At 41.8% G+C, this 13345-nt stretch carries 14 protein-coding genes; 4 read left to right on the top strand and 10 right to left on the bottom strand.

The genetic code is table 11. The features are described 5' to 3' along the window. Positions 1 to 21: 21 nt before the first annotated feature. Positions 22 to 903 (bottom strand): LysR family transcriptional regulator, encoded by an 882-nt coding sequence (locus ACNQGS_RS14715; protein ID WP_491487972.1) that lies wholly within the window; start codon positions 901 to 903, stop codon positions 22 to 24. A gap of 185 nt (positions 904 to 1088) precedes the next feature. Between ACNQGS_RS14715 and ACNQGS_RS14710 the strand changes: the two genes are divergently transcribed. Both ACNQGS_RS14710 and ACNQGS_RS14705 read left to right on the top strand, forming a co-directional pair. Next, positions 1089 to 1517 carry a hypothetical protein gene (locus tag ACNQGS_RS14710; RefSeq protein WP_491487971.1) on the top strand — a complete coding sequence of 143 codons (429 nt, stop codon included), beginning with the start codon at positions 1089 to 1091 and terminating at the stop codon, positions 1515 to 1517. A 68-nt stretch (positions 1518 to 1585) separates the two neighbouring features. Continuing rightward, positions 1586 to 2074: a hypothetical protein gene (locus ACNQGS_RS14705; protein WP_491487970.1), complete on the top strand. Its 489-nt coding sequence runs from the start codon at positions 1586 to 1588 to the stop codon at positions 2072 to 2074. A gap of 56 nt (positions 2075 to 2130) precedes the next feature. Here ACNQGS_RS14705 and fdhD read toward each other — a convergent pair whose 3' ends face one another. The 8 genes from fdhD to ACNQGS_RS14665 form a co-directional block, all read right to left on the bottom strand. Beyond that, complete coding sequence (gene fdhD / locus ACNQGS_RS14700; RefSeq protein ID WP_491487969.1) at positions 2131 to 2937, bottom strand: formate dehydrogenase accessory sulfurtransferase FdhD; 807 nt, start codon at positions 2935 to 2937, stop codon at positions 2131 to 2133. A 21-nt stretch (positions 2938 to 2958) separates the two neighbouring features. Further along, on the bottom strand, positions 2959 to 3321 hold the full coding sequence (locus ACNQGS_RS14695) for a Na-translocating system protein MpsC family protein (protein WP_213145478.1): 363 nt from the start codon (positions 3319 to 3321) through the stop codon (positions 2959 to 2961). A gap of 97 nt (positions 3322 to 3418) precedes the next feature. Further along, positions 3419 to 3898 (bottom strand): helical membrane plugin domain-containing protein, encoded by a 480-nt coding sequence (locus tag ACNQGS_RS14690; RefSeq protein WP_491487968.1) that lies wholly within the window; start codon positions 3896 to 3898, stop codon positions 3419 to 3421. Further along, positions 3898 to 6873, bottom strand: a complete 2976-nt coding sequence (gene fdhF, locus ACNQGS_RS14685; protein ID WP_491488059.1) for a formate dehydrogenase subunit alpha — start codon at positions 6871 to 6873, stop codon at positions 3898 to 3900. Before fdhF ends, ACNQGS_RS14690 begins: the two co-directional genes overlap by 1 nt. A gap of 254 nt (positions 6874 to 7127) precedes the next feature. Beyond that, positions 7128 to 7943 (bottom strand): formate/nitrite transporter family protein, encoded by an 816-nt coding sequence (locus ACNQGS_RS14680; RefSeq protein WP_491487967.1) that lies wholly within the window; start codon positions 7941 to 7943, stop codon positions 7128 to 7130. A gap of 276 nt (positions 7944 to 8219) precedes the next feature. Further along, positions 8220 to 9482: a nickel-dependent lactate racemase gene (gene larA, locus ACNQGS_RS14675; RefSeq protein WP_491487966.1), complete on the bottom strand. Its 1263-nt coding sequence runs from the start codon at positions 9480 to 9482 to the stop codon at positions 8220 to 8222. 157 nt (positions 9483 to 9639) lie between these two features. Continuing rightward, on the bottom strand, positions 9640 to 10152 hold the full coding sequence (locus ACNQGS_RS14670; RefSeq protein WP_491487965.1) for a DUF3231 family protein: 513 nt from the start codon (positions 10150 to 10152) through the stop codon (positions 9640 to 9642). A 628-nt stretch (positions 10153 to 10780) separates the two neighbouring features. Then, complete coding sequence (locus ACNQGS_RS14665; protein WP_491487964.1) at positions 10781 to 11920, bottom strand: DUF6688 domain-containing protein; 1140 nt, start codon at positions 11918 to 11920, stop codon at positions 10781 to 10783. Positions 11921 to 12158: 238 nt separating this feature from the next. On the opposite strand from ACNQGS_RS14665, the gene ACNQGS_RS14660 reads away from it, so the two are divergent. Continuing rightward, the gene (locus ACNQGS_RS14660; RefSeq protein ID WP_491487963.1) at positions 12159 to 12404 is read left to right on the top strand and encodes a hypothetical protein; all 246 of its coding nucleotides are present in this window, start codon (positions 12159 to 12161) and stop codon (positions 12402 to 12404) included. Positions 12405 to 12591: 187 nt separating this feature from the next. Then, on the top strand, positions 12592 to 12765 hold the full coding sequence (locus ACNQGS_RS14655) for a hypothetical protein (RefSeq protein WP_491487962.1): 174 nt from the start codon (positions 12592 to 12594) through the stop codon (positions 12763 to 12765). Between the two features lie 52 nt (positions 12766 to 12817). Here ACNQGS_RS14655 and ACNQGS_RS14650 read toward each other — a convergent pair whose 3' ends face one another. Further along, complete coding sequence (locus ACNQGS_RS14650; RefSeq protein WP_491487961.1) at positions 12818 to 13345, bottom strand: GNAT family N-acetyltransferase; 528 nt, start codon at positions 13343 to 13345, stop codon at positions 12818 to 12820.

The raw sequence follows: 13345 nt of genomic DNA, 5'->3' as shown, positions 1-13345 counted from the left end.
AATGGTTTTCATAACTCAAAGTTATAATGATTCATTCAAAATAAAGTCAATAAAGGTTCTCCCTGCACTGGAAATATAGCGGTCTTTTTTGGTAATGACGGCAAGCTTCCATAGGATGACTGGCCTGAGGGTAATGATTTTTAAATCCCTATTCATTAACCGATTGCAAATGGATTGCGGTAGAACGGTGATCCCCAGGTTGGCTGCCACCATTTCCGACATCAGGTCCCATTGCGTACTTTTAAATAAGATCTTCGGCTCAAAACCACCAGCTATAAAGAATTGATTCCTTAAGATCTGATTTAATGAAAATTCTTCATGGTAAAAGATAAATTCCTCATCTGCTAATGCCTTGATCTCTACTTGTTTACGGGCAGCAAGGTGATGGTCTTTGTGAACCACCAGCATCATTTCTTCCTCTACAATCGGGTAAACTTGAAAATCCTGCTCATCAATAGGCAGAACGGTAACACCAAGCTCAAATTCCCCTTCATCAACGCTCTTGACCACCCTCGCTCCACCGTACTCGGTAATATTTAATTTGATATTTGGAAATTCCTGATGAAACTTAGCCATCACTTTTGGAAAAAATAAACTTCCGATAAACGGCGGCAGTCCAATGTTTATTTCGCCTCTCTTCAAATCTGTCATGTCAATTAACGTCTTTGTCATTTCATCAAGCAGGCCGGTTATCTTCTGGGCATACTCCAGCACCACATTCCCTGCGTCTGTCAGATTCGTTGTCTTATTGCCGCGGATGATTAAGGTCATACCCAACTCTTCTTCCAATGACATAATTGATTTGCTCAAAGCAGGCTGTGAAATATGGGCACTCTCCGCTGCCTTGGTAATACTTTTATGCTTCGCTGCCTCCATAAATAGATTTAATTGACGTAATTCCATTGAAAACACCCCCGTTATGAACTCTTAGATGGATTTTATCATAAGGATATTTCTTTTTAAAAAACGAAAGTCAAAATTTGAGTGCACCAATGTTCAAAAAAATTGGACAAGTATAGTGGATTAGCCTTGTCAACATAACTACTTCTTTCATAGTATTCAGTATGATTATGAAGGGAGGAAAAATGATGTCTGATAGTAAACATTGTGATCCTATTAATGACGAGTGCGACGATGCAACTTTAATTGAAACGACACCTTTTGCCGCGATTGCGATGACATGCGGAGCCGATTCTGAAGATTCTGATTCCAATGGGTCCTCTGGTTCAAGCAGTTCCGGGGATGGCCCTCATTCCGTTTGGTATAGATTAGTTTCCGATACGACTGGCCCTTTGGCTGTAAGCACAGCACATAGTGACTATGATACAAGATTATGTGTCTACACAGGAACCTGCGGTACTTTAACCAAGGTTGCCTGTGATAACAACAGCGGTGCTTGTAAAACATCTTTGTTATTCTTCGATGCAGTAGCAGGAGAAACCTATTTCATTAAGGTAAGCGGTGCTTCTAGGAAGTCGTGCGGAACACTTTATCTTACGATTTTGCCGATCGAATAAACTCATTTTTGAGAGCTTCGATCTATATTTCTAGTAAAAATTTTTTCTAAAAGGAAGGGGGTGCAATTATGTCTGATTGTAAACCGAGATTTATTGCTTGTCCGGAAAATGATGAGTGCACTACTGCCATCAAAATTCGTCATTTGCCCTATTCTGCCATCGAACTTACATGTTCTGCAACAGCAAACCCAGCAGATCCAGTCTGTGCAGGGGGTGATACCCATTCTGTCTGGTTCGGGTTTAAAGCTCCTCGAAATATGAGAATCAGTGCCAATACCATTCTTAGCAATTATGATACAACATTAGGTGTCTACACAGGGAACTGTGATGCTTTAGTTGAGGTAGCATGCGATGACGACAGCGGCGTCCAACAAACCTCCGTTGTTTTCTTTGATGCCATTCAGGGACAAACCTATTTCTTCAAAGCTAGCGGTTATTCTGATGAGTCTTGCGGTAAGTTATATCTAAGTATATTTGAAGTCCCTCCTGTCGTAGACGGTTTGGGAGCAGCCCCACAAGCCCTGAAAAAAGCCCAAAAGCCCAAAAAGTCAAAATGATTTACCATTTTCTCTTGATAAAAAATACCGCTTTGCACAACAGAGCGGTATCTTTATTACGCTAATTCAGGCGTTATTATTCTTTCTGGATTTGTGTATATATTTAAGGCGTTGTTGCGGATAAAGCCGACTGCAGTAATGCCAAGCTCTTCTGCCATCCGCAATGCCAGTTCGGTAGGGGCCGATTTGGACAGGACCGTTCCGCACTTAATTTTTGCAACCTTTAATAATACCTCCGAGGAAATACGGCCGCTAAAGGCAATAATTTTGTCCTCAATGGAAATGTGATGCTTCAGACAATAACCATAAATTTTATCCAGGGCATTATGTCTGCCAATATCGGTTCTCGCAACAATGATGCCATTCTCGTCACATAAAGCCGCATTATGGACACCGCCTGTATCTTGAAAAATGGTCGATGATTCCTGAAGCATTCCCATGAGACGGAAGCAATCTTCTACAGAAAGGACTTCATTATTCACTTCAATCGGCTTAACTGTTCTGGCATCATTATAAAAATAAAAACTCTGCCGGCTTTTCCCGCAGCACGATGTTACAATGCGCTTGGAGTGGAACATTTCATTCAACTTATTCACTCGATGTGTTGTTACGATTGCTTTCCCTAGTGTTTCAATCACTTGCAGTTCCTTTATATCCTCATAGCGGTTGATTATCCCCTCTGACGCCAAAAATCCGACGACAAGTTCCTCAATATCCTCCGGGCTGCATACGAGGGTGGCAAATTCTTGGTCATTTAACATAATCGTGATCGGATATTCCGTCACAACCACATCCTCGACAAGCTGCACGACACCATTTTCATATCGCAGCACCTGGTTTGTTACCTGCATTTGCTGGTCCATACTCCTGTCTCCCTTATTCCCTCATTTACCTTTTTGATCAATTGATTTATCAAAAACAAAAACAGTCATGGCGATATCTTCATCAATATTAATATCGGAAAAGAGCCGCAGCACTTTTGCTCCCATTAAGGTTTCAAACTTATCCACAACCTCTTGTCTCTTATAGATTTCCTTTACCAACTTGGTCCGAGCCTCATGAACGGTTTGCTTTCCTTGTTCAGAGTTAATCATAAACTTCTCTACATTCGTAAGGTTGCCTTTCATTTCACTAATCGCCCAGTTTTCCACGAATCGGGTGCTAATTTCTTTTGGGCCATTTCCAACGTACTCTTTTCTGATTTCCCGAACTAGCATACTAAATTGGTGTTCTAAATTTTTACCCATTATCGACTTCCCCTTCATTTGTCGTCTCAGAATAGTTTTCGATTAAAACAAGGAAACCCCTTCTTTTTAAAATCATCAAATGGGTTTCCCCCTCCTTTTAATCCTTTAAGCCTTCCCCGACACCCTTCAAGAGATTCAAACCAAAACCAATTGCTCGATTGATATCCGGATCGTTCAATACCTTCAATAAATCTAGTATACCTACTTTTGAATTAGACTGAAGCCCTTGTTCTGCTTTTTCCAACCCTTTTGCAACGCCATTCATCAGCTTTTGTGTCATTTCGGGATCAAGCGTCGTCAAAGCGCCGCCTGCTGCCATCGCATTATTGATGAGATTCGTGACAGGCTCTCGCGTCATTTGGCCAACCGCGATTTTTGCCACTTTCTCTTTGGCTTTGACGAGACTGTTCATGGCCTCTAAAATGCCGCTGTTGTGAAGCTCCTGCAACAGTTGAAGTGTATCCAGCAGGGAATCTTTATTTTGCGCAACCTCGGAGATAAGACTCTCCAAGGATTGCGCTTTTTGTTGCTCTTCTGTCAATTCTACCTTTTTAATGATTTTAATTGGCTGAGCCATTATGCGTTCCTCCTGTCATACAGGCCAGGCTGTACATGTTCATTGACGCTTGAAATTGGCACATAATCGCCGCGTTCCCATTTCCGGTAAATCTCAAGACCCAGCTGCGGCGTCCGTGTGGCGTTGCGCGGGTTGAATCTTGGAAGCGGATTTTCTCCCTTGATTTCCAGCACTTCCATTCGCACTTTCGTTTGTTTATATGCAGGTGTATGGGTCACGACATCGACTGCCCCGCCCGTCAGTAAATTAACCGCACTCTCATGACTGGAGGAGTGCATTGGAACATACACAGTTTTTCCTTCCACCCGGTCTGTGACGAGAACTGGCAGACGAATCGCACCATACGGTGAAACAAGGCGGACAAGCGTGCCATCCTTCACCCCGCGCTCTTTGGCAAGCTCAGGTGAAACCTCGACAAAGACTTTCGGGAACTTGTACTGAAGCCCCTCAGATTTATGCGTTAGGTTCCCTTCATGGAAATGTTCCAGCAAACGCCCGTTATCAAGCGACAAGTCGAACTCAGCCGGGAATTCCACCGGAGGTACATAGTCAAACAAACCAAACCGAGCCTTCTTGTCAGGGAAGTTAAAGCCGTTCAGATAAAGAACAGGTGTGTCAGTTCCGTCCGGCGATCCCCATGTAAAGCTGTTCCAGCCTTCAAGAACGTCGTAATTACAATGTGTAAAGAATGGATTTAAGCCAGCCATTTCAGAAAAAATCTCACTTGGATGCGTGTAGTTCCAGTTAAAGCCCATGCGGTTCGCAACCTGCATGAGGATCCACCAGTCAGGCTTGCTGTCGCCTGTTGTTTCTAGCGCCTTATACAAACGCTGGACTCGGCGCTCTGTATTGGTGAACGTCCCGTCTTTTTCAAGGGAAGGCACCCCTGGTAAAATCACATCAGCAAATTGAGCCGTTGTCGTTAAGAAGATTTCTTGAACCACAAGGAAATCAAGCTTCGCAAGCATCGCTTGTGTATGGTTGGAATCAGCATCCACCCAGGCCATATCCTCACCGACAATATACATGCCTTTTAATTCGCCTTTATCAATTGCTTCAAGCATTTCGATATTATCGAGCCCCGGCTGTGCTGGCAGTGTTACTCCATAAGCCTTTTCAAATTTGGTACGAACCTCGTCATTAGCTACTTGCTGATACCCTGGGAAAATATTTGGCATGGTTCCCATGTCACTTGCACCTTGGACGTTGTTATGACCACGGAGTGGGAATGCCCCTGCATTACGGCGCATCATGTTTCCTGTTGCAAGAAGAAGGTTGGCAATGGCAACAGATGTATGCGAACCAGCGATATTTTGAGTGACGCCCATTCCCCAGCAAATGGCGGTCCCGTCTGCTTCATGAATCATTTCAGCGATTTGGATTAATGCCTCCTGCGAGATGCCAGTCATTCTTTCTGCTTCTTCGAGCGTATAAGGAGTAATCATATTTAAGAATTCATCATAATGGTTGACATGCTTTTGAATGAACGCTTCATCATGCCAGCCTTGGTCAATGATGTATTTTGTTACAGCAGACAGCCATACATAATCCGTCCCTTGTCTTGGACGCACAAACAAATCAGCGCGGTCGGCCATTTCATGTTTGCGGACATCGATGGTGATTAGCTTTTGTCCGTGAAGCTTATGCGCACGCTTAATCCGTGTAGCAAGAACAGGGTGTCCCTCTGCGGGAGCACAGCCTACTAAAATGACTAGTCCCGCGCCCGCGATGTCTTGAATCGTTGCGGAGTCACCACCAATGCCGCCGGTTTGTTGCAAGCCCCAAGAAGCAGGCGATTGGCAGTAACGGGAGCAGTTGTCCACGTTGTTAGTGCCGAATACCTGCCGGCTTAATTTTTGAATCAAGTAATTCTCTTCATTCGTGATTTTTGAAGAAGCAATAAATCCAAGTGCATCGCTGCCGTACGTATCTTTAATGCCGCCCAATTTTTCTGCCACAAGATCTAAGGCTTCATCCCAAGAGGCTTCAACAAACACATCGCCCTTGCGGATCAATGGGCTTGTAATCCGTTCTTTTGAATTAACAAAATCCCAGCCGAATTTCCCTTTTACACATGTAGATACACTGTTAACTGGTGCATTTTCAGATGGTTCAATTTTTAAAATCTCATGATCTTTTGTCCACACTTCAAATGTGCAGCCTACGCCGCAGAAGGTACAAACCGTTTTTGTTTTTTCAATGCGTGTTTCTCGCATGGCAGCTTCGACTTCGGAAACAGCAAAGATGGTTTGGTAATCCGGCTCTACCGCTTTGACAAGGTCAATCATTGGTGTCAGTAAATCATCTTCAATTCCTGTCATGAATCCAGCATTACCTAACATGGATTTTTCCATTAAGGCATTACATGGACAAACCGTGACACACTGACCGCAGGAAACGCAGGAGGATTCATTGATGCTTTTACCGCCATCCCATAATACACGTGGCTGCTGGGTCTCCCAGTCAATCGTCAATGTTTCATTGACCTGAAGGTCTTGGCAGGTTTCTACACAGCGTCCGCACAAAATACATTGGTCCGGGTCGTAGCGATAAAATGGATGAGACATATCCACTTCATACCCCTTTGAGCGGTGCGGACGTGTTTGATGCTCGACTCCCATCATTTCCGCTGTATTATGGACACGGCAATTCCCATTATTGTTATCGCAGACCGTACAGTATAATAAATGGTTTTCTAAAATCCGGTCCATTGCTTCTTCCTGAGCCTTTTTTGCCACTTCAGAAGCGGTCAGGATATTCATTCCTTCCTCCACGACAGTTGAACAGGCCCGCATAATGCTGCCGTTCACCTCACACATACAGGTATCACAGCTTTGGACTGGCCCAAGAATTTCTGAATAACAAACATGTGGATGCTGGATATCCTGTGAAATAAGGTAATCCAAGATTCGAGTTCCCGCCTCAATCTCACGGGCGGTTCCATTAATAAACACATTCACTTTTTCCGACAAAATACGTCCCTCCTAAACAAAAAACCCCCCATAAAACAGTTGCTATACCTAATTGGTATAAACCGTTTCATGGGGGGAGAATTTCTGAGCATATTTTATATACTAGCGATCATTCCCGCCATATTATTTGTGAGCACGCAGGAAATCAAAGCAACAACTGTTACCTGATTTCAATGCATTCTTCACTAATTTTAAACATTAACACTATGAATATATCATAAATTTGTATTTTTTGCGAACTAAAGCATGTTAGATTGCTAGACGGCTTTCTTTATGTTGTTTAATGCTTGCGAAGCATTAGTCCGTAATGCCTCTTTATATACCATCCAGTAGATCAAAGCGACGAATATTCCTCCGCCAATGGCATTGCCAATAAATACTGGAACTAAGTTAGCAAAATAATCGGTCCAGCTAAGACTGCCGGCAAAAATAGCCGCTGGAATCACGAACATATTGGCCACGACGTGCTGGAAACCGATCGCAACGAATCCCATGATTGGGAACCATATCGCAAACATTTTTCCACCAATGTCTTCAGCACCAAATGCCATCCACACCGCTAAACAGACTAGCCAGTTACAGCCGACTGCAGAAATTAATGCTTGAACAAAGGTTTCGCTTGTTTTTGCTTGGGCGATTGCCACTGTTTTTTCCAAAAATGGTCCTGTTTCTGTCAAGCCGACTACATGGCCAAAGAAATAAGCCACAAAGATAGCACCGACAAAGTTACTGACAACAATCAGCAGCCAATTTCTCAGCAGCTGTATGGTCGTTGCCCGCTTAGCTAATACCGCCAACGGCAATGCCATCATATTTCCCGTCAGCAGTTCACCGCCGGCAATAATGATCAGCATGAGGCCGACCGGGAACACCGAAGCACCGAGAAATGACCCAAATGACCCCCATTCTTTTGGTAAATTGCCAATCACACGTATGTCTAATAGAAAGCCCAATGCGATAAACGCTCCACCTAAGAAACCTAACAGCAGGGCATGACGAATCGGCATTACTGCTTTCTTCGCGCCCGCTTCAACTACTTTTCGGGCAATTTGATCAGGACTATGAAATGCCATATGTTTTCCTCCATTATGTACTTTTTTAAAAATAAAAATAGCCCACCATAAAGCGGTTTCATGCAAATAAATTGACATAAACCGTTTATGATGGGCTAATATCTAAGCATTAAAAAATACTAGAAATCCTTCCCGCCATTATAACAGAATAACAGAATGAAAGTGCAACACCATGTTACATTTCATCAATGAACATTCTATTTCTTCATAACATTTTATAAGATAACATATTTCTTATTTTTTGTGAACATTTTGTGACTTTTTTATATCAAACTACTACTCTTCCACATATGGAATTGTCAGCGGCCCAAGCGGTAAAACAGCCACTGTCATATTCTCGCCATAAATCTGTTTAAGTTTTTCAAGGGTTTTCTCAATATTGTGTGTCGGCTTAAGCATGGCACCCTTCACCTGTTCGTCTGTTAGCTTAGAATAGACGTAGACATCAGACCAAACTTGGATGACAGCCTGTTTTTGCACTTGCCATTGGTCAAACATTTTAAATTCTGGACTATTGATAAGGTCAAGCAAGCCTTGCGGGCTGTCGGCGAGTTCAAAAATTTTCGCGTAATTCCCATGGCTTGGGAGTCCATCTGAGCATTCTGAAGCAACAATAATGGCCCCGCCTTTTTTGACAATCTTCTGTGCAGCGCTCATTCCTTTAACGGCCTGGTACAGATTCTGGTCAAGCGGGTAGCCGGAATTTGAGGTGATGACGACATCAAACCGGTCATCACACCGGACCATGGCGTGTTCTTTGACGAAGGCACATCCCTGATCGTGTGCCTCGTAAAGTTCTCCGGCAAATACGTTTGTGATCTCTTTTTGTTTATTCAGTGTAACATTTAACATAAAATGCGGTTTGCAAAGACCATTAATTTCCCGTGTCATGTCCTGGACTGGGTTATTGACCATATTTCCCCATGTAGCAAGAGGGTCGCCAATCATTCTGGCGTTGTGGAACGTCATGATCGTATCAATCCCGGCAATACCTGGCATGATTCCTTTTGGTCCACCGGAGAAACCGGCGAAAAAGTGCGGTTCAATAAATCCTGTGACAATCCGGAAATCGGCTTCTACGTAGTCTTTATTGAGATACACATCACAACCAAATTTGCTTTTGCCAAGGTTGACCTGTGTGCTTTTTTCATGACAGTTATTATTGATAATCCGGATATTGTCGACAACCCAGTCACCGAGCATCTGCACAAACTCTTCCCTGGTTTGATCGCGGTGAGTCCCTGTTCCATTGATCACCACGAAATTCTCCAAAGGCACATGGTTCAATTCTTCTATTAACATTGGGACAAGGATATGGTTTGGGGTCGGTCTCGTAATATCGCTTATGATAATGGCAACAGTATCCGTCGCTTTGACCATTTTTTTTAAAGGAGGTGTTCCAATCGGATTCCTTAATGCCTGTTCAATTGCTTCCACTTCATTTTCCATTGCAGGAAGGTCTTTAGGTTCTACGATAAATGAATACTCAGGTACTTCTATGTCCATTCCGGTTTGGCCATATAACAGGTTTGTTTTCATGTATATCCACTCCTTGGAAAACGCTTCGTCCATATATGGCCTAATTATACTTTTTCTAATTCTGAAATTCATCTAATATGTTATAAAATTAAAAATATTCTATTTTTCAGGCATAAAAATTAAAAAAGGATGAAGACCATGTCCTCATCCTGCAACCTTAACAATCACCATGTTTATTTGGATGTAATGGCGGCGGGATCAGCCAGCCTTTTTCTTTGTTTAACCGAAGAACTTTTCCGCCAAGCGCTGCCTTTTGGTTATGGATTTGCACATACATCATGGCTATATCTTCCCTAATGGATTTACCGATAATTTGGCTGCAAGTCACTAATCCTGCAGCTATATCGGCCGAAAGTACGGCAGCAATAGCGGGATCCGGAACACGCGCTCCAACCGGAATATCCTCTAAGCAAGCTTCCGGCGGTTCGGGTGACGCTGGAGGTAAACCAACTCCATTTTCCTTTAAAAGTTCTTCCACTTGTTTCTTTTCCTGCTGGCAAAGTTCAATGGCTTCTTTTAATAATTTTTTTAAATCGTCGTCACCCGCATGGTTTATCATCGTTTGATAACCCGCAATCATACCATTACCAGCTAGAACAGATGCCCAAAGATCAAATACCTCTCCATAATGCATTGGCTCTTCCTTAGGATTTCCACTCAAAATACCCATTGCAAACCTCCTCAAATTATAAGAAAAATAACTCATTCTCGTGCCACCTTTCCTAAAGCACATTCAATAGCATTTCCCATAATCCCAAAAAAATGAGGCATGGGGACGGTTCTTTTGCCTCATTTTCTGGGAATGTGAGGCACGAGAACCGTCCGAGACCGCTGAAAAACACTCCTATGTTTGGGTTCATAAAGATAAAACGGCCTCGGTTGAAGGTGAAAGTAAAAATTGGCTTTCTATTTGCCCGTGAGTGCAAGAAAAACAGCGCTCTGGTAAAAATAAGCCTGCTATTTTTCCCGTAAGCGCAAGAAAAGCAGTCATCCGGTAAAAATAAACCGGTCTATTCTTCCTGAAAGCGTAAGAAAAGTAGCATATTGGTAAAAATAAGCCGCCTATTCTTCCCATGAATCCAAGAAAAATGGAGCACTGGTAAAAATAAGCCAGCTATTCTTCCCGCGAGCACAATAAAAGTGTCCCTCCGGTAAAAATAAGCCACTTATTTTGCCCGTGCACCCTAAGAAAAGAAGACCACTCAAGCTTCTTTGTATGTATTTCTCACTAGTCTCGGACGGTTCTTCTCCCCCCCATTTTTCTAGTGAAAGTGAGGCACGAGAACCGTCCCCATGCCTCATTTTCTTATCTCACTGTACTGAATATGAATCCGGTTTTCCGGTTTGTGGTCGACGGTATATAGGACGATTAGAAAGAACCATTCTAATGGTTTCATGATGAGGTAGACAAGGTCTGCAGACCACTTTGTGTTAATATGCCTGCTAAGTGGATATCCGTACTTGTCGTAAAAGTGGCGAATCACTTTATGGCAGGCTGGTGTATATTGCTCAAGAATGTTTTCAAAGGCATTGGCAATCAATAATTGCCGGTTTACCACAATTCGATTACCTCCCCTTATTCCTGCCCTGATTGGCTTCACCAATTTTTGATGCCCCCTTGCTGAAACTGTACACAAGTAATGGCCGTCTCCCTCAATCATCACTGGTTCCGGCGTAGGAATATTCGAATAATGAAAAGAGCTTGTGTCAAGAAACACGCGGATAAAACTATCAGGACGTTGTCCCAACAAAACAAGAAGTAGCTGGATTACGATGAGCACAGGAAACAGGAAAATGGCCCATAGCTTAGGCATTTTCTGATAGCTTGAACTGACTTTGTATAAGTAAACTAATATCGGTTGTTTGTAATCTACCGCTGCTTCCTTCTGTTTTTCAAGAAAGTAAGATAGTGATTCCTTTAACCGAGCGATATACAAAAATAGTAACGATACGAAACTTGCCTGTAAGAGAGGAATCGAAAATTCCATCCCATCTTCAGGCAAGAATGTATGAGTCAGATAGACAATAGCAAACAAGATATTCCCAATTACAACCGTGCTACAGATTACATATACAATCGGCGAAAGTACCCCTTGATAGGAACCAATCAGCCAAAAGCTAAACATTCCTAAAATCAATAAAACGACCACTGACAATACATGCTCGTTTGCGAGGGAGGCATAGCCATTGGCTTTCGCACTGCCAATCGAATAAATCTGAATCGGCTCGCCAGCCTCCAGTCCTAGAGAATTGAGAAAGAACCCCACCAAACATAAACAAAAAATGGCTGCTGAATACATAGCATCTATAATTTTTATTTTTACAGAACCGCCATTTGCCGCTTTTTTATTTGCTTTCTTTGAAAAACTTTGGATCATTCTAATGAAAGCATAAACGGGAATGGAAAAAAATATGAGCATCATGAAACCAACTAGCATTTCATCCCTCCTTACACTATATACATCGAAATTCTATGTATATTTAATATGTTAATACATAGAAAATCTATGTACAAGATTTTTTTTAAAAATTTTCGAATCGAAAGTTCGGTCGGTGCTTATGAGGTGCACTTCAAAATGCTCAGGAATAGCCAAATAACTAATTAAGAGGATATTCTATTAATATGGAAAAATGAAGCAAATACATATCAAATCATAGGATGGAAGTCATTTAATTATGAAAGAATTTGAAGAAATACAAGTAAAGAAAAAAATAACAATCGGCATAACATGCAACAAATGTGGTAAATCGAAAAAAATATCCAAAGATGGCTGGGAATGTGGAGAACTCCAATCTTTCTCCCTGTCCTTTGGATATGGTTCAATGTTTGATGAAGAGGTATGGAAATTCAATCTCTGTGAAACCTGCCTGACCGAATTTGTCAAGACCTTTAAACATGCTCCTAACATCTATGAGGTCTAGCAAATGCTAGGCTTTTATTTTTTGTTAATAATATTTTGAATTATTGAGGTTTAATATAAATTTATTTGCCGTAGCAAAATTGTGGCAAGGAAGTTTGAATCATCTCCCACAGCACATCATATGTAGGAACCGAAATTCGAATAAATACAATTCAACCAGTTAATTTGCTCTAGAAAGGGTTTTACATATGAAACCATTTAAAGAAAAAGAAAAACATAAGAAAAAAATACGTCATTATGTGTTTGAAGAAATTATTGAGTTTGTTTTTGAAGGCATTTTAGGTCTGTTCTGGAGATTGGTTGTAGGGATCTTTCAGCTTTTAGGAAGATTGATTGCAGCTATTTTTCATCATTTCTTTTAGATCAAACAAAAGGAGCGAAGAAAGTTTTTCGCCCCCATCCTTACCTAAACTATTAATTAAGATTTTTATAGTATATAACCGTCGTATCTAATTTTCCATTTTCAGACATTGCAAAGTTTGGAATCCGACCAGCTTGAATGTAACCAAGGGAATTATAAAGTCTATTAGATGGATCACCTTCCCTGGTATCAAGCACGACTAGCGTTCTCCCCATTTGAATGGCGGTTTCATGAGCCTTCTCCATTAGTAAACGACCAATACCAATTCGGCGAAAATTCGGATGAGCCATGAGCTTGGCAATTTCAACCCTATGTTTGCCATTCTGCTTTGAACATAGATGTAATTGAACACTTCCGGCGATGGTATTATTTATCTTAGCAACAAATAAGATTACCATTGGATTTAAGACAGATTCCCAATACTTCCTTGCCTCGTTTTCCTCTAATGGCGGTAAAAATCCAATCGAAGCACCATCTTCAACAACTTGAATAAGAAGTGCTGAGAGTTCGTTCAAATCTTCCTCAATAGAGATGCATCTCTCTATTTTTATGTTCTTTCTAACTTCTAAACCATTTTTCAT

This window comes from Neobacillus sp. PVCKKU3 (assembly GCF_058323225.1).
Note: the sequence above shows the minus strand (reverse complement) of the source record. Positions and strands in the feature narration are given on the sequence as shown.

Excerpts from the sequence above, each read along its gene's own strand:
- ACNQGS_RS14715 (WP_491487972.1), bottom strand. The coding sequence starts at position 903 with ATGGAATTACGTCAATTAAATCTATTTATGGAGGCAGCGAAGCATAAA.
- ACNQGS_RS14710 (WP_491487971.1), top strand. The coding sequence starts at position 1,089 with ATGTCTGATAGTAAACATTGTGATCCTATTAATGACGAGTGCGACGAT.
- ACNQGS_RS14705 (WP_491487970.1), top strand. The coding sequence starts at position 1,586 with ATGTCTGATTGTAAACCGAGATTTATTGCTTGTCCGGAAAATGATGAG.
- fdhD (WP_491487969.1), bottom strand. The coding sequence starts at position 2,937 with ATGGACCAGCAAATGCAGGTAACAAACCAGGTGCTGCGATATGAAAAT.
- ACNQGS_RS14695 (WP_213145478.1), bottom strand. The coding sequence starts at position 3,321 with ATGGGTAAAAATTTAGAACACCAATTTAGTATGCTAGTTCGGGAAATC.
- ACNQGS_RS14690 (WP_491487968.1), bottom strand. The coding sequence starts at position 3,898 with ATGGCTCAGCCAATTAAAATCATTAAAAAGGTAGAATTGACAGAAGAG.
- ACNQGS_RS14680 (WP_491487967.1), bottom strand. The coding sequence starts at position 7,943 with ATGGCATTTCATAGTCCTGATCAAATTGCCCGAAAAGTAGTTGAAGCG.
- larA (WP_491487966.1), bottom strand. The coding sequence starts at position 9,482 with ATGAAAACAAACCTGTTATATGGCCAAACCGGAATGGACATAGAAGTA.
- ACNQGS_RS14670 (WP_491487965.1), bottom strand. The coding sequence starts at position 10,152 with ATGGGTATTTTGAGTGGAAATCCTAAGGAAGAGCCAATGCATTATGGA.
- ACNQGS_RS14665 (WP_491487964.1), bottom strand. The coding sequence starts at position 11,920 with ATGCTAGTTGGTTTCATGATGCTCATATTTTTTTCCATTCCCGTTTAT.
- ACNQGS_RS14660 (WP_491487963.1), top strand. The coding sequence starts at position 12,159 with ATGAAAGAATTTGAAGAAATACAAGTAAAGAAAAAAATAACAATCGGC.
- ACNQGS_RS14655 (WP_491487962.1), top strand. The coding sequence starts at position 12,592 with ATGAAACCATTTAAAGAAAAAGAAAAACATAAGAAAAAAATACGTCAT.
- ACNQGS_RS14650 (WP_491487961.1), bottom strand. The coding sequence starts at position 13,345 with ATGAAAAATGGTTTAGAAGTTAGAAAGAACATAAAAATAGAGAGATGC.